Annotated in this window: 16 protein-coding genes; 9 read left to right on the top strand and 7 right to left on the bottom strand. The window is 46.4% G+C overall.

Annotated features, from left to right (window positions below; translation table 11 throughout):
* Nucleotides 1–89 precede the first annotated feature (89 nt).
* The 4 genes from J2X05_RS00340 to J2X05_RS00325 all read right to left on the bottom strand — a co-directional run bounded on the left by J2X05_RS00340 (nt 90) and on the right by J2X05_RS00325 (nt 6,311).
* The gene (locus tag J2X05_RS00340) at nt 90–1,406 is read right to left on the bottom strand and encodes an NAD(P)/FAD-dependent oxidoreductase (RefSeq protein WP_310067222.1); all 1,317 of its coding nucleotides are present in this window, start codon (nt 1,404–1,406) and stop codon (nt 90–92) included.
* A gap of 62 nt (nt 1,407–1,468) precedes the next feature.
* Nucleotides 1,469–2,926, bottom strand: a complete 1,458-nt coding sequence (locus J2X05_RS00335) for a hypothetical protein (protein ID WP_310067220.1) — start codon at nt 2,924–2,926, stop codon at nt 1,469–1,471.
* 10 nt (nt 2,927–2,936) lie between these two features.
* Nucleotides 2,937–5,186, bottom strand: a complete 2,250-nt coding sequence (locus J2X05_RS00330; RefSeq protein WP_310067217.1) for a DUF3857 domain-containing protein — start codon at nt 5,184–5,186, stop codon at nt 2,937–2,939.
* A gap of 132 nt (nt 5,187–5,318) precedes the next feature.
* On the bottom strand, nt 5,319–6,311 hold the full coding sequence (locus J2X05_RS00325; RefSeq protein ID WP_310067214.1) for a Gfo/Idh/MocA family protein: 993 nt from the start codon (nt 6,309–6,311) through the stop codon (nt 5,319–5,321).
* A 256-nt stretch (nt 6,312–6,567) separates the two neighbouring features.
* Here J2X05_RS00325 and J2X05_RS00320 point away from each other — a divergent pair, with 256 nt between their 5' ends.
* Nucleotides 6,568–7,131, top strand: coding sequence for a RebB family R body protein (locus J2X05_RS00320; RefSeq protein ID WP_310067212.1), 564 nt, complete (start codon nt 6,568–6,570; stop codon nt 7,129–7,131).
* Between the two features lie 56 nt (nt 7,132–7,187).
* Here J2X05_RS00320 and J2X05_RS00315 read toward each other — a convergent pair whose 3' ends face one another.
* Both J2X05_RS00315 and J2X05_RS00310 read right to left on the bottom strand, forming a co-directional pair.
* Nucleotides 7,188–7,850, bottom strand: coding sequence for an SDR family oxidoreductase (locus J2X05_RS00315; protein ID WP_374725239.1), 663 nt, complete (start codon nt 7,848–7,850; stop codon nt 7,188–7,190).
* Between the two features lie 75 nt (nt 7,851–7,925).
* Nucleotides 7,926–8,183 (bottom strand): DUF2798 domain-containing protein, encoded by a 258-nt coding sequence (locus J2X05_RS00310; protein WP_310067209.1) that lies wholly within the window; start codon nt 8,181–8,183, stop codon nt 7,926–7,928.
* A gap of 150 nt (nt 8,184–8,333) precedes the next feature.
* On the opposite strand from J2X05_RS00310, the gene J2X05_RS00305 reads away from it, so the two are divergent.
* The 7 genes from J2X05_RS00305 (at nt 8,334) to J2X05_RS00275 (ending at nt 13,312) form a co-directional block, all read left to right on the top strand.
* Nucleotides 8,334–9,260 (top strand): LysR family transcriptional regulator, encoded by a 927-nt coding sequence (locus J2X05_RS00305; protein ID WP_310067206.1) that lies wholly within the window; start codon nt 8,334–8,336, stop codon nt 9,258–9,260.
* Between the two features lie 416 nt (nt 9,261–9,676).
* Nucleotides 9,677–9,934 carry a hypothetical protein gene (locus J2X05_RS00300; RefSeq protein WP_310067204.1) on the top strand — a complete coding sequence of 86 codons (258 nt, stop codon included), beginning with the start codon at nt 9,677–9,679 and terminating at the stop codon, nt 9,932–9,934.
* A 231-nt stretch (nt 9,935–10,165) separates the two neighbouring features.
* On the top strand, nt 10,166–10,600 hold the full coding sequence (locus tag J2X05_RS00295) for a hypothetical protein (RefSeq protein WP_310067202.1): 435 nt from the start codon (nt 10,166–10,168) through the stop codon (nt 10,598–10,600).
* Nucleotides 10,601–10,672: 72 nt separating this feature from the next.
* A complete protein-coding gene (locus J2X05_RS00290) occupies nt 10,673–11,050 on the top strand; it encodes a transposase (protein ID WP_310067199.1) in 378 nt (125 codons plus the stop codon).
* Entirely contained in the window at nt 10,975–11,862 is an 888-nt protein-coding gene (locus J2X05_RS00285) for an IS3 family transposase (RefSeq protein WP_310067195.1), read from the top strand. Before J2X05_RS00290 ends, J2X05_RS00285 begins: the two co-directional genes overlap by 76 nt.
* A 155-nt stretch (nt 11,863–12,017) precedes the next feature.
* The gene (locus J2X05_RS00280) at nt 12,018–12,383 is read left to right on the top strand and encodes a DUF2750 domain-containing protein (protein WP_310067192.1); all 366 of its coding nucleotides are present in this window, start codon (nt 12,018–12,020) and stop codon (nt 12,381–12,383) included.
* Between the two features lie 176 nt (nt 12,384–12,559).
* On the top strand, nt 12,560–13,312 hold the full coding sequence (locus tag J2X05_RS00275; protein ID WP_310067190.1) for an esterase/lipase family protein: 753 nt from the start codon (nt 12,560–12,562) through the stop codon (nt 13,310–13,312).
* Between the two features lie 103 nt (nt 13,313–13,415).
* Here J2X05_RS00275 and J2X05_RS00270 read toward each other — a convergent pair whose 3' ends face one another.
* On the bottom strand, nt 13,416–13,691 hold the full coding sequence (locus J2X05_RS00270) for a hypothetical protein (RefSeq protein ID WP_374725238.1): 276 nt from the start codon (nt 13,689–13,691) through the stop codon (nt 13,416–13,418).
* A 244-nt stretch (nt 13,692–13,935) separates the two neighbouring features.
* Between J2X05_RS00270 and J2X05_RS00265 the strand changes: the two genes are divergently transcribed.
* Nucleotides 13,936–14,595: a PEP-CTERM sorting domain-containing protein gene (locus tag J2X05_RS00265; protein WP_310067189.1), complete on the top strand. Its 660-nt coding sequence runs from the start codon at nt 13,936–13,938 to the stop codon at nt 14,593–14,595.
* The last annotated feature ends 41 nt before the right edge of the window (nt 14,596–14,636 follow it).

The following is a 14,636-nucleotide window of genomic DNA, read 5'->3' as shown; positions in this document are numbered from 1 at the left end:
TGATGAATTCCCAAGCGGAGCTTGGAGCTAGGTAGAGTTAATTATGGTGGAGTGCTGCGCGACTCCACCCTACAGTTAACAATAATAAATCAATGCAACTTCAACCGCGGTCTTAACCATTTATTCAATCTTCCACCCAGCATCACTAATCCGGTTTTAATTAAGCCGTGGATGGCGATTTGGTGCATGCGGTAGAGTGAAATGTAAACCAAACGCGCGAGGCGGCCTTCGATGAAGACGCTGCCACTGCTGAGGTTGCCCATCAGGTTGCCGACGGTGGAGTAACTTGCGAGTGAAACGAGTGAACCGTAGTCGGTGTATTTGTAGGCTTTGAGTGGTTTTTTGTTGAGCAGTGCAACAATGTTGGTGTAACAGGCGCTCGCCATTTGGTGTGCGGATTGCGCGCGCGGTGGTACACGGGTGCCGTCGGCGTTGGTGAATTGGGCGCAGTCGCCAATAGCAAAAATGTTGGCGTCGCGTGTGGTTTGCAAAAATTCATTCACATGCAATTGGTTGATGCGATTGCTTTCTAGCCCTGCAAGGTTGGCCATAAAATCCGGCACTTTAATTCCGGCTGCCCAGACCATTAAATCCGCTTCAATCAATTGCCCATCTTTGGTGTGCAAGCCTTCTTTGGTGGCTGAGGTGATCATGGTGTTGAGTTTTATATCAACACCTATTTTAACCAGCTCACTATGTGCGGCCCCAGAAATACGCTCGGGTAGTGCAGGTAAAATTCTGGGACCAGCTTCTACTATGGTGACTTTCAAATGATCATTGGAAATTGCATTAAAACCGTAGTTATGAATTTCATGCACAGCGTGATGCAGTTCGGCGGAGAGTTCGACGCCGGTTGCACCTGCGCCAACAATTGCAATACGCACATAATCATCTGCACCGGTTAAGCGTTGAATGCGCAAAAAGCGGTTGAGCAATTTGGTGTGAAATCTATGTGCTTGTGCCGGGCTGTCCAGAAAAATGCAGTTTTCTTTAATGCCGGGCGTGTTGAAATCGTTTGAGATAGAGCCAAGCGCAAGGATTAAATAATCGTAAGGGATGCGCGTTGATGGTAAAAATTCTACGCCATCTTCATCCTGCATGGGTGCCAACACCACTTCGCGTTTTTCGCGGTCGAGGTCAATCATGCTGCCAACGCGAAAGAAAAAATGGTGTGCGTTGGCGTGGCCGCGATAGCTCACCGCATCGACATCTTCATCCATAGTGCCCACGGCAATTTCGTGCAGCAGAGGTTTCCATAGGTGAGTGGTGTTGCGGTCGATCAAAGTAATTTCCGCTTTCTTTTTTCGCCCGAGTTTTTCACCCAGTTTGGTGGCGAGTTCCAGACCACCTGCGCCGCCGCCGACAACAACAATACGCGGCGGATTACTTAGGGTTTGTGTTTGCATAGCAGATACCTGCAGGTAAGTTGATAAATCTCTCTCATCGCAAGCGCGTCCAGCCAGCCTGATTATTTAGCTCCCAGGCTGCTCAGGAAATGACGCGCTAGTGGCCGCTCAATAAAACGGTATGTATTTTGTTGCAGTGCGGACGAAAAGTTTTGTTTGGCTGCCGCTAATTTTCCAGCGCGATAGTCGCGATAACCGGAATAAAAAAAGTATTCAGTACGCTCGCAGCGGTTCTGCGCGGTTTGCCCCAATTGAGTGCGTGTTAATTTGCCGGTCCAAAACGCATAAACGGCCGCTTCCCATTCGCTATTGAAAGCCAGTTGCTTCTTTTGGATCAGCGCGGAAAAGTCTAGATCAGCTTGCTGCCCGATAATGTCCGCCTTGATGGCATCATAAACACTGATATTTTTTTTGGCTTGTAAATAGTCTGTAAAACTCAAGGCCGCTTTCATCCATTCACCCGAGTTCATATAAATTTCGTGATAGGCCGAATCGCTTGTGGTGAGTCCTTGGGCTTTGGCTTGCTCGAGCAGCCGCTGCGCTCTTGGCTCTTTGCCCAACATGGAATAGTTTTGCGCGCTAAACGCGATATTCTCGGCAGTAGGTTCCAACTCGACCAGAATGCTGGCTTCATGCAGCGCCAGTTGGTACAGATTTTTATCCAGATACAAGCGCGCCAGAGCGTAGTGAAGTTCAGCGCTCTCAGGTGCCAGAGGTACTGCCTGTTGGTAAAAGTGAATTGCATCGCCTACATAATCAGCTGCTTCGTAGCTGCAGCCACTGGCTTCGGCGCGCGCTTCATAGGTGTTGGCGATGGCCTCGTATAAATCGCCTGAGCCAGCAATCTGTTCTGCGCCGAGTTTCAAAGTGGCGAGCGCCAGAGGGAAGTAATTTTCCTCACGATACATTTTGGCGAGTTGGATATAGGCTTTATCGCTCGCGGGTTGTTCGTGAATGGCGGCGAGTAGTGCGCTATAGAGTTCGGGCAGATTTTTTTTGCCGGATTTATTTTGCGCTACGTAGCGATGTAGGAAAACTCCCAGCGAAGGCGCATTGACTTCTGTTTGGGTGGCTGCGGACAACTGGTTAAAAATATTGCTGGCTTTGGTAAAGGCCTTTTCATTGCCTGCAACAACATCCTCGTAATAAATGTTATAGAGCAGTTTGAGTGTGGCGGGGTTGCCGGGCACCAGTTTTAATACTTTCCGGAAATTTTTTATCGCCAGCTCGCGGCTGCGCGCCGATTTATTTTTTTCGGCGTCGACGATATATGCAAGGCCGAGTTTGTAGTACAGCTCAGCATTGTTGGGTGTTCGTTCTACGTCTGCTTCGAGAGTGGCAATTTCTGTTGATGCGCTGGCGCCTGCAGTAATGGTGGATTTTGTGGTTGCTGCCCGCCCAGTGTGCGGCTGTTGGCTACAGCCGCTAACCAGCAGCATTGCTGCTAATAATCCTGCGCGGAATAACTGCGAGCGTTGCCACTGTGTAGGTTTTTTTTGCGCTGGTTGAAATAAATTCATTGCATCAGTCTCAGAGTTTATAGCCTAAGGCTTCTGCTTTTTTAAATGAGGCATCAGATTCCGGCAGCAGTTGGTTGTAACCCTGCGCCAGCCCCAACACATAATAGGCCTCCGCTGTTTGGGGTGATGCTTTTACCGCTTGCTGTGCGGTCGCCAAGGATTTTTCATAGGCGCCGTTTTTAATGTGCAATTTAGTCAGTGCAATTAAACTGGCTACATCCGTTTTGCCATTACTTTCCAGTGCGATTAATTCTGCTGCAGTTTTATTGTATTCATAACTCAGCGTCCAATCATTGGATTCGTTCAGCTCGTTGGTTTTTTGATAAAAATCGCCATAATCTTTCAGCGCAACGTTTACCGCTTTTACGGTGAGATTCTGAGTGACGATATAGCGATTGTTTTCCTGCTTGCCGGTTTGGGTCAGGGTGTAATAGGTGTTATCAATATTTTCGCCCTGGGTTTTCAAACGCAAATGGTGATCGCCATCGGGGCTGGTAAATACCACGCGCGAGCGCAGGCTGTAACCCGGATCCACCACGTAGGGTTGCTTGCGGTCTTGCACTTTGTGCAGGTTGCGTAAATCGGCGAATAAATTGGTGAGTTGGGTAATGCTGAAGCTGTAATTGATGGGATCTTTTTCGCCGCCCCACACATTGGTGAAGTTAAAACGGCCGCTGATGGTAAACGGCTGCCACAGGTTATCGGCATTGCTCGCAGTGAGTTCGATGACTTCAGCAGAGTTGTAAATTTGGCCGATCAATTCGCGGAAATATTTGTCGCGCTCACTGGAATACTGCCACATGCTACGCAGGCGCTGTTCGTACAAGCCACCAAAATGTAATTTGAAGCTCGCCTGCGCATCGCGGCCGCTAAATTTATCAAACACTAGTTCCAGTTCAGCAAAATGGTCTTTGGCTGGCAGTGAGGGCAACACGCTGATCGACTCGGTATTATTATTTACGACTAGCGCAGGTTGGCCTTCGATACCTACAGAAAACCCTGGGTACAAACTGGTTTCGCCCGTAGTATCCATCCAGATTTCTTGCAGGCCATTTTGTGCGGGGATATGCACAATCATATGATCAAAACTCACCCCGGGTACTTGCATATCCGGAATGCCGCGCCCACGCGTGATAATTAATGCGGGGTCAGCTGCTATACCTAATTTGCGTAATAACATCACCGCTAGTACGGTTTGGTCTTTACAATCGCCGTAACCATTTTTAAGTACTTCAAATGCATCGTGGGGTTCATAGCCGCCGCGTCCTACATGCGCAAAAACGTAGCGCACGCGATCCTGGATAGCGCGGTAAACCGCTTTGGTTTTTGCTTCAGGTGTCAGTGCAGTTTTTTTAATCTCGGCAATTAAGGCATCGAGTTTGGTGTCGCTCACCAAGTGTGGTTCGACCAAATTGTCAGCCCAGCGTGCAACGTCATTCCATTTTGCGGTGGTGGATACGCGCAAGTAGGGCGCGTAGTTGTGTTCGCGCGTCATGGCGTTTTGCAATTCAATTTTGGCGAGATTTTTTCCTGTCCAGATGATGGTCTGCTGCGCGCCCTTGGTGCTACGCTTCTCGCTAATCTGATAGCGGCTGGTATCGCTGCTGACAAGATTAATATTGATCGGTGCGGTAATGTGTAATTCGCTCATCACAATCGCATCGGCACGTGAGCCTTGCCCCGCAGCACGATCTTCCCACCAGTGGAAACTGAAACTGTCAAACCATTGGTTGGGGACCATTTTTTTGGTGTCGGTATAGCGATACTGGAATTCGATAATAGAACCCTTGCGCACATTAGGTAGCGAAAATAATAATTCCTTGCGGTCGTGATAAAAGTTTTCGTCAGTCGGGCTTTGGATTTGGGTGGCATCCGCTTTGATGCTGTCCATCTTGCCGTCAGGTGTGCGCACATTGGCGAACTCAAGTGCTATGTCCTCATAAAAGCTGTTGAAGCTTACGCTGATCTGGCTGTAGTCGCGCACGGCTTCGTCGCTGTTAATGTATACCGCCACATAGGAAGTGGCATGGCTCATCAATTGTTCATCGATATGCACCTGGGTTTTGCGCAAGAGGACTTGCGCTTCATTCTTGTCATCAGGTTTGACACTGCGTGCCAGTGTTTTTAATGCAGGGGCGATGCGCTCGATTTTTTTAGATTCAATTTTGTGATCGTCCGCCAATACTTGCCCGCCAGTGATTAGCAGGCTAAATGCCAACAGATAACGCAGGCAACACATCTTGCTTAAAAAATCTGACACGCATTCTCTCCAAAACGATACGAATTTAAAAAACAGTAGCGATTGTTTTTATTGTGATTGGCTGTAGTACATCTTGTTGTAGTCCAATCGCTACTTTTTATCTATTACTGCTTTAATGTGTTGCCACTTCAATTACAGTGCAATCCATTTGCGCTCTGCGGCGCTTTCAAAGGTTGCATCAATCGCGCGCATATTGGCGATAGCATCATCCAGCGGTGTTGGCACAGGGCTGTCGTTGAAAATGCTGAGTGCAAAGGCATCGCCCATAGCGCTGTAGTGATTGGTATCGGGAACTTCAATCACTTCTTGCACGCGGTTGCGGGTAATGCGTACGCGCTGCACCGGTTCACTGCCATCGTTGTAAAAGGGGCGCTCAAGGTACAAGCTGCCTTCATCGCCAATTGCCTCGGCATATTGAATCGGTTCAATTTTGGTGGCGGCAGTAAAGCTCGCGCTACCAGCAGAAAATTCCATAATGGCAGAGGTTAGGCAATCCACTTCTTCACCGGGCATAGGGGTGATTTGGCCGAGTACTTGTGTTGGCTCTTCGTTAAATAACCAGCGCGACAGTGAAATGGAATAGCAACCAATATCCAGCAGAGCACCACCGCCCCATTCAGCTTTATTGCGAATGTTATCCGGCTCGCGGTTGTTGTAAGAAAAATGCGAATGCACCGCATGCAATTTGCCGATGCGGCCTTCATCAACCAGTTGTTTTGCCAACTGCCATTGCGGATGAAAGCGATACATAAACGCCTCCATCACTTTCAGTTGTGGATGGGCGCGGGCAGCATCGACCAGACGCTGTGCGTCGGCAGTATTCAAACCCAGGGGTTTTTCGCAGAGGACATGCTTGCCCGCTTGCAGTGCTTTGATCGACCAGTCCACGTGCAAGTGGTTGGGCAGCGGGTTGTAAATCGCATCGATATCCGTATCGGCCAGCAATTCTTCATAGGTGCCGTAGGCGCGCTCGATGTGCAATTCATCGGCTACCCGGCGCGCACTTTGTTCATCGCGCGAGCAAATGGCGAGCACCTGATTGTGAGTGGATTTTTGCAGGGCGGGAATGACTTTTTCACGGCCGATTTTAGCGGTGCTGAGCACCCCCCAACGGAGTTTTTTCATGGATGATCCTGTGCGTAAAAGCCTGAATGGCCGGATGGATAATAGAAGCCCAGTGTAGATGATTTTGCCTGTTATTTGGCTGTAAATGCGGTATTGATTTGTCTTTTGCCTGCGCTGTTATAGCGTGTACCTCCGCTGTTATAGCGTGTAACTTGGCGATAGCCCTGTGTTTGGCTAGGCTACACTGGTCCGCTTGCAATTATCCGGGCGGGCTTCATTACAAGGTATGTTTTTTCACATTCAACAGGAGCCTGATATGGCTTTTCCAACAGCAGTTAATTCTCAAATCACCGATGCAGTGACCCAAGCCAACACCAAAACTATCGGTGAGTCGCCCGCTATTGCGATGGGCAATCTCTTTCAATCAACCACGCAAGCACTTGCCAGTGCAGCGTTAAATGCGACCTATGCGCAGCAGCAGTTCGCGGTAACTGTGCAGGCTGCAACCACCATGTGTGTTGCGTTAATTTGTTCTCTGGATACGGATCGCAGTGCCGAAGGCATCAAAGCCAATCTTGACAGCGCAAAAGCGAGCCTCGACCAAACCTTGGCAGCTGCGAATGTCACGGAGCAAGTTGATGAAGCAGTGCATGCGGCTTTGCAGAATGTGCTGGGTTCAGCGGGCGACTTTAGCTATGGCACACGCGCAGTGATGGATGCTTTTGCATCGTCATTAGCGCAGTTGTCGGCTAACACCCACCGCACTTCAATGGATGTGATTCGTGCTGCTGCCACTGCAACCACCTTGGCCGCGATGATTAAGTCTCCGGAAAATGCAGGCAACTACGAAAAAGTGTTGGAGTTAATAAAACGAATGTAAATGTTGTGCCATCGGCTGCGCGGGCATCTGTTAAAAAACGATGCCCGCGTGCGCCATTACCAGGGCAATACCTCGCCATTGGAATGCCAGAATGTGCCGCTGTTTTCCAGCGTCAATCCAGCGATGCGCTGGTTTAATCGCTGGGCAGCTTCATCCGCAGAAATATCGCCACCAAAATTTACCATTGCCGTTTGCACATAACCCGGGTGCAGTATCGCCACGGCAATGCCGCGCGGTTTTAAATCCCGTGCGAGTGACATGGCGGCCGCATTCAGTGCAGCCTTGGACATGCGGTAACCGTAATAACCACCGGAGCTGTTATCTGCAATTGAACCCATACGGCTGGTAATAAACGCGATTTTTGCCCCCGCAGTTAAATTACCGAGCAGCTCTTCGGTTACGCGCAAGGGCGCTTCGGCGTTGATGAGGAACTGTTGCTGGATGGAGTTGTAATCAATATTTCCCAACATTTCATGCTGGAAAATGCCCGCATTATTGATCAGCAAATCAATCGATTTACCGTCCAATGTATCGGCGAGTTGCGCAAGCGCTTGCGCATCAGTTACGTCCACACCGGCAATGACGCGCGCGCCCGATTCAGTCAACTCCGGCGATGCCGTCCGGCACAGGCCGATCACTTTCCAGCCTTGCGCCAGATAGGTTTTGCACAAAGCCAGGCCAATGCCGCGATTCGCGCCGGTAATCAATGCAGTTTTCATAGTGGTTCGCTCCATTGTTGAAATTGCGCCAGTCATTAATGGGCGAGAGCGTAACTGATTTGCGGCCGTTGCTGGCTAATTTTTTACCGTGTGTTTTACCAACTGCATCACCAGCGGGCGCACCAGCAAAACACAAAAGAAAGCTGAAGGCATGGCGATACTATAGGCATGAATCACCTGTGCCAGATAGTGGTCGGCAATGCCGCTGTTGGCCGCCACGATAATCAGTGACATCAGGAATGCCATGATCGCTGACATATAAAATGCGAACACAAAGGGCGTGAATTTGGCGGGCAGTTTTTTGCTGCCGGATTGAACGGTGAGCTCTTGCATGATTGATACCTTCAGGATGATTTTAGCCGGGCTAACCCGACCTGACTGGTGCACTTTAAGGCGCAGCCCTCCGCTTCGGTAGACGCCTGGCGGTATATGCTGTATTAAGCAAAACTTGGTAATTGCATTAACTATTCGGAAGCTAAGGCTATGGATACTCTGCGCGGTATTGAGTGTTTTGTGAGGGCTGTTGAAGGCGGCAGTATTGCAGCGGCAGCGCGGCGAGTGGGAATCAGCGCAGCGGCGACCAGCCAGAATATCGCCCGTCTTGAATCCTATTTGGGCGTGCGCTTGCTCACGCGCACTACGCGCAGCCTTGCTACAACCGATGCAGGCAAAGTCTATTACGACAAAGTCGCACTCCTGATCCACGAACTGGAGCTGGCGCGTTCGGCGGTGACGGATACAGAGCAAGAACTGCAGGGGCGTTTGTGTATCGCTTCCACCGCTGCCTTTAGTCGCCATGTGCTGGCGCCGCTCATTCCCGCGTTTAACCAGCGCTACCCCCGTTTGGAAATTGAACTCACCTCAACTGACCGGCGTGTGGACCACGTGCAGGAATCGGTGGATGTCAGTATCCGCATTAAACAGCAATTGGATGACGGAATGGTCGCGCGCAAGATCGCGACTGTCCCCACCATTTTTTGCGCATCACCTGCCTACATTGCGCGCGCGGGGCGGCCATCAACCCCGGCAGATTTGCGCGAGCACGATTGTTTGGTGTTTCGCCTCGCAGCAGACGGCCGATTTTTGCGTTGGGGCTTTGTAGAAAACGGTTTGCGTTTTGATGCAGAAGTGCGCGCGGCAATTATCAGTGACGACATCGACGTGCTCGCGCGCCTTGCGCTTGCAGGCGGTGGCATTACGCGCTTGGCCGCCTTTGTCGCCAACGAATATTTGCGCAGGGGTGAATTGAAGGAATTATTTACTTGCGACGAATGCACCGGTTTTAATGCGGAAATTGAACCACTGGATTTCTACGCCTGCGTGCGCGACCGCAACCAATTAACACCGAAAGTGCGTGCGTTTATGGATTATTTGGTAGAGGCATTGCCCGCCGAGTGGCGGGCGGTGTAATCCAGGTTTGTATTTGCCGGTCATGGGAATTCCTTCGTTTATTGAGTCGTTATAAACATTCGGCAGGGTTATGTTGTGTAATTGAGTTGTCAGAAGACTGGTGATATTGGTGATGCTGGTATGACCGCTCGCTCAATCCTCCATGACCGCATCAGTCTGGATAGAAAATCTGAGCATCGGTTTGGCTATCCGAGATTAAGTAGGCAATTAATTGGAGTTTCCTTTGCCGTATAACTCCATAATTAATGCGAAGTGAAGACTAAGTTGTTGATTCACAATGAGTTAAAAGAATCAAAGACTCTTCTATTTTTGGAATTACATGGTGATACACCAAATTAGTTGGAATAAATTTCTGCGGGTTATATAGTTGGTGCAATTTAATAAACTGTTATGGATAATTCAAAAAGGAGTAACACATGAATCCTGAAAGAAAGAAAAAAACTATAGGTACAATTTTATTATTGTCATTTAGTCCACTAATAAGCGCATTGATAGGCGGAATATTAAGTGGAGTTCTTGGTTGCAGCAGTGGGGCAAGTGGAATAACCGGTTGTGCAATCTCATCATTTAATTCAATTGTTGAAATAATGGTAACAGTAGTATTTTTAGCAATAATTACAGTTCCTTTAGGTGTCCTAGCTATAGTGATCGTTGCTTTTAAAGCAAGAAATTAGAATGCATAACAGCTATAAAATACCGAAATTCTGTTGCATTCCAGCATTTCCACTATTCTTAAGCACTGCTAGTTTTTTCTTCAAAAGAATAATTTGTAAAGTCAAAGGCACCATAACAAAGCAATCAAACGGATGGATTTTTAAGTTGCATTTTTGCCATTCCGCTTCGCTCCATTTTACGGCAAAAGTGCAACTTAAAAACCACCGTTTATCGCGGCGTTATAACTCAATATGAAAACACCAAATACTATTTTCGTTTTTCTTATTCTTGCTGGTTGCTCAAGTATAAAACCGAACACCTTAATCGGTTCATGGCAATCTAATGAGAAAATGACTCTTCAGTCTATGCACGAAACACCCGATGTTTCTGAGAAGGCAAAGGCATTATTTGAACATGACTTTTTCGGCAAGCTTATAAATGAATATGGGCCTAAAAATAGCAAGTCATACTACAAAAATTCTTCTGAAAATTATGAAGGTATAGACAAACCTTCACCTTATAAAATAATTGAAGAGACAAACGAATATTATATTATTAGCAATTACAATAATGCCGTAAATAAGTACGAAACTTTAACTCTTTTTAAAGAGGGTAGTTGCTACTATGTACTAGTAACAAAATGGAAATTTAAGGAATATTTTTGTCGCATTGAAAATCCGTTATAACAAGTCGTTGCAGCACCGCTTGAACTTCCCCCGTTTTAGTGGACACCTCTGATTAACTAAAGAGGTGTTAAAATGCCAAGATATACAAATCCACGAAAGACGTGGTCTTATTCAAATGAATTTAAAATTCGTGCCGTTAAATTAAGCTTTCATCCGGATAATAAAGTTAAAGATGTTGCTGAAGGGTTGGGCATTCATCCTATGATGCTGTCGCGATGGGGGCGAGAATATCGACATGGTACTTTACAATGTGACGGCAAGGTCCGGATTGGCATGAGTAGAAAGAAGAAATCGCCTGATCAAAAAATCACTGAGGTCGCAGCGCTCAAAAAAGAAGTAAACCGCTTGAGGCAGGAGAACGATCTTCTAAAAAAGTGGCAACGGTATCTGGCGGAACAGCATCAGAAAGGTTTGGATTCGTCCTCAGATACAAAGACCAGTTCGGAGTAGCAATGCTGTGCAAGTGGTTATCGGTATCACGTAGCGGCTATTATTCATGGTTAGAGCGTGAAGCTTCTATGAGAACTCAAGAAGACCACTATTTGCTTCAGAAAATTATTGCTATTTATGAGAAAAGTGAAAGTCGTTATGGCAGCCCAAGAGTGTTTAGAGCGCTTGTTGCGCAAGGTATTCAGGTGGGCAGGAAAAGGGTTGAGCGACTTATGCGCGAAGCGAATTTACGAGGCCGAGTATCTTTGGTAACGCGTCGTCAGCCTGGGCTAAAAAGATTTGTAGCGAAAGGAAATAATCTGTTGCTTGAGCACGGAAATGCCACCACTCTGGATCAGGTATGGGTAACTGATGTTACCTATTTAAAGTTGAAGGGGCGTTGGCAATATTTGGCCACCGTAATGGATCAATGTTCACGCCGTATTCTTGGTTGGTCGCTTGCAGAAACAAGAACAACGAAATTAAGTACAGATGCCCTCATGTATGCTCTGAAAAAGCGAAATTATCCCAAAGGTATCATCATTCATTCGGATAGAGGTGGTGAGTTTACAGGGTGGGAGTTTCAATCAATGTTAGGTAAATATGAATTAAACCATAGCGTAAACCGTCCTGGACATTGCACAGACAATGCGTTTATGGAATCCTTCTATCATAGTTTAAAGGCTGAACTGATTAGGGGCACGGTTTTTAATAGTCTCGAAAATTTACGTCGTTCGATCAGCCGTTATATCAATCAATTTTACAATTCAGTCCGGTTACACTCTGGATTGGATTATGTTTCCCCGATGGAATATGAGCAGCGGTTTGCATAATTAAACAGGTGTCCATTTTATCGGGGGAGGATCAGCTTCGGCACTTCGTGCCTGCGCTGGACAGTTTTTAAGTCGCGCTTTTGTGGTTTTGCTACGCAAAAGTATTCCACAAAATCACAACTTAAAATCTGCCGCTGAACTCGGTGTTAAATTCTATGAGCATATCAGCAGCACATGCAGCCTCTTTTTATAAAGAGGTTGCGAAAGAAAAATTAATCTGGAGCATAAGAGATGCTCAGGGTTTTCCTTCTCCACTTTCCGAAAGCGGGCGAAGGTCTATGCCATTTTGGTCAAGCAGATCGCGGGCCGAACTGATTATAAAGAATGTTAGTGCATACGGAGCTTTTGAGCCTGTCTGTATAAGTTGGTCTGAATTCATTGAGCGCTGGGTTCAAGGTTTGACACAAGATAATATTTTGGTTGGTATAAATTGGTCTGGCGCGCAGGCTACGGGTTATGATATTGAGCCTATTGACTGTAAGAAAAATATTGAAGCTTATTTAAAAAACAACGAAATTTAACAAGCGACTGCGGTAAAAAAGCACATCAAAATCATCTTTATCTTTTGCTGAGTATCCGCTACTAACTTCAGCTCTTGACTGATTTACGAAGTTCGAGCGCTTGGTTCACCGTGGCGGTTTTTAATTGGGTGTGAAATTTTATTAAACGTTAGCCAATAATTACTTATCGATATTCTATGCGTAAAATAATATTTTGTTTTTTAGTCATGTTTAATTCGCATATTCACGCAAGTGAATGTGTAATCTTGCTTCATGGGCTGGCACGTAGCAGTGATTCAATGAATAAAATGGAAAGTGCCTTGTCCAGCGAAGGTTATTCTATAGTCAATCATGATTACGCCTCTAGAAAAAATACTATTCAGGTTCTCGCTGCGGAGGAAATTCCGGCTGCATTGAGTAAATGCAAATCTGATGAGAAAATTAATTTCATTACTCATTCATTAGGTGGAATAGTCTTGAGGCAATATTTAAGCACTCATTCGATTGAAAATCTTGGACGAACTGTAATGCTTGGTCCACCAAATAAAGGAAGTCAAGTGGCAGATAAACTGAAAAACGTTCCTGGTTATAAATTAATAAATGGGCCAGCAGGAATGCAACTGGGAACCGATATAGAGTCGGTGCCCTTTAAATTAGGGTGCGCTGATTTTGAGGTGGGTATAATTGCAGGAACAAAAAGTATTAACTTAATTCTATCTACTATGCTGCCTAACCCTGATGATGGAAAAGTTTCCGTTGAAAATACAAAGCTTGAAGGTATGGCTGATCACATTACGATTCCGGTCAGTCATCCATTTATTATGAAGGACGCGAGAGCTATTAATCAGGCAATATTCTTTTTGAAAAATGGAAAGTTCGATAAGGGTGCTGAAAAAACCACAACAAGTGGCCTTGGTGAAACAGAAAATTCTGGATTGAATCAGGTATAGGTTTGCGAACACTTTTTAGCGAACCCCCGTTTATCTCCTCTATATTTAAAAAGCCCGATCAGTAATATGCAGAGGGCTGGTCACTCAAGCCAGCCCTAGCAGTTTATTTGTTGCAAATATCTAATCCCGTTTCATCGCAGGCAATAAAATTGTGATGATGCCCAGTAATGGCAAAAAACGCGCAGTAATTAAACATATTTTCAATCGAAGTCGCATCAGCAATCGCGCCCAATCCTGCCGCCGCTATACCGCTAATCCCAAACATCAAGCCAAAAAACACACCGGAAATCATACCGATTTTACTGGGCACCAATTCCTGTGCGAGCACCACAATCGCCGAAAATGCCGACGATAAAACCAAACCAATCACGACCGACAATACTGCTGTCCAAAACAAATTACAGTAGGGAAATAATAAAGTGAAGGGAGCTGCGCCGAGAATAGATATCCAGATCTACGCTTTACACCCAACTATATCGCCAGGCGGGCGTGTTTTAAGCGCTAATTCGGTGTGTTTTGTTTTGAATCTCTTGGTGTAATGCGAAAGGTATGCAGTACAATGCCGTCGGCTGGTATTCGGCCGTATAAACTTTATGTCCAATTTCAGGAAAGGAAAAAAGGAAATGAAATCGCTAATTACTTTGTTTTTTACAACCGTTATTCTGGCCTCTAATGCTAACGCAGGCATTATCTTTGAAACAGGAACAGGACCATTTGATTCAACTGTCTGCTGCGGATCATCTATCGCTAAAGATCAATTTATAGGCACTACTTTTAGTCTAACGGGGAAAACGAAAATTGATGCCATAGGAGGCCACTTTCGCAACTTTGATGGCTCATCTGGCAGCATCTTTGGGGCAATTGTTGAGTTGGATCAGTTCGGCTTGCCAACTGGTACATTGACAGGTTTGAGTAACGTATTGGCATACACCACATTCAATCCATTAAATTCAGCAAATACTTTCGCATCTGTTGATGTGGAGCTTGAAGCTGGGGTTTACGGTTTGATTTTTGGCTCTGGCCTGTTTGGCGCCAATGGTCATTCTGCCTTAACTCTTATTCAGCCCTATCAGGTATCTAACCCCAAAGGCGAAGTGCTATCGCTAAATAACTCTTCGTTGTTAACGTGGGACTCATCAGTGAGTAGTCAGGGTAGATATAGAATGTTTGTTAGCGGCACCTCTTCTAGCGTTTCCGAGCCAAGCAGTCTGGTCTTATTGTTGTTGTCCTCGGCTTTATTTTTCGTTGTGCGTCGTAAACGCAAATCAATATCTGATTTTTGATTGTTATTTAAACCGTTAAAGTTGGATTCAGCAAAGGCGGC

Origin of the sequence: Cellvibrio fibrivorans (genome assembly GCF_031457055.1) — a bacterium.
Lineage (GTDB): Bacteria > Pseudomonadota > Gammaproteobacteria > Pseudomonadales > Cellvibrionaceae > Cellvibrio > Cellvibrio fibrivorans.
The sequence above is the reverse complement of the archived record's forward strand: the minus strand, read 5'-3'. Positions and strand labels throughout refer to the sequence as shown.

Coding starts and splice junctions, on each gene's coding strand:
- J2X05_RS00300 (WP_310067204.1), top strand. CDS start 9,677: ATGAATCCTGAAAGAAAGAAAAAAACTATAGGTACAATTTTATTATTG.
- J2X05_RS00320 (WP_310067212.1), top strand. CDS start 6,568: ATGGCTTTTCCAACAGCAGTTAATTCTCAAATCACCGATGCAGTGACC.
- J2X05_RS00340 (WP_310067222.1), bottom strand. CDS start 1,406: ATGCAAACACAAACCCTAAGTAATCCGCCGCGTATTGTTGTTGTCGGC.
- J2X05_RS00335 (WP_310067220.1), bottom strand. CDS start 2,926: ATGAATTTATTTCAACCAGCGCAAAAAAAACCTACACAGTGGCAACGC.
- J2X05_RS00325 (WP_310067214.1), bottom strand. CDS start 6,311: ATGAAAAAACTCCGTTGGGGGGTGCTCAGCACCGCTAAAATCGGCCGT.
- J2X05_RS00290 (WP_310067199.1), top strand. CDS start 10,673: ATGCCAAGATATACAAATCCACGAAAGACGTGGTCTTATTCAAATGAA.
- J2X05_RS00295 (WP_310067202.1), top strand. CDS start 10,166: ATGAAAACACCAAATACTATTTTCGTTTTTCTTATTCTTGCTGGTTGC.
- J2X05_RS00265 (WP_310067189.1), top strand. CDS start 13,936: ATGAAATCGCTAATTACTTTGTTTTTTACAACCGTTATTCTGGCCTCT.
- J2X05_RS00310 (WP_310067209.1), bottom strand. CDS start 8,183: ATGCAAGAGCTCACCGTTCAATCCGGCAGCAAAAAACTGCCCGCCAAA.
- J2X05_RS00315 (WP_374725239.1), bottom strand. CDS start 7,850: ATGAAAACTGCATTGATTACCGGCGCGAATCGCGGCATTGGCCTGGCT.
- J2X05_RS00305 (WP_310067206.1), top strand. CDS start 8,334: ATGGATACTCTGCGCGGTATTGAGTGTTTTGTGAGGGCTGTTGAAGGC.
- J2X05_RS00280 (WP_310067192.1), top strand. CDS start 12,018: ATGAGCATATCAGCAGCACATGCAGCCTCTTTTTATAAAGAGGTTGCG.
- J2X05_RS00275 (WP_310067190.1), top strand. CDS start 12,560: ATGCGTAAAATAATATTTTGTTTTTTAGTCATGTTTAATTCGCATATT.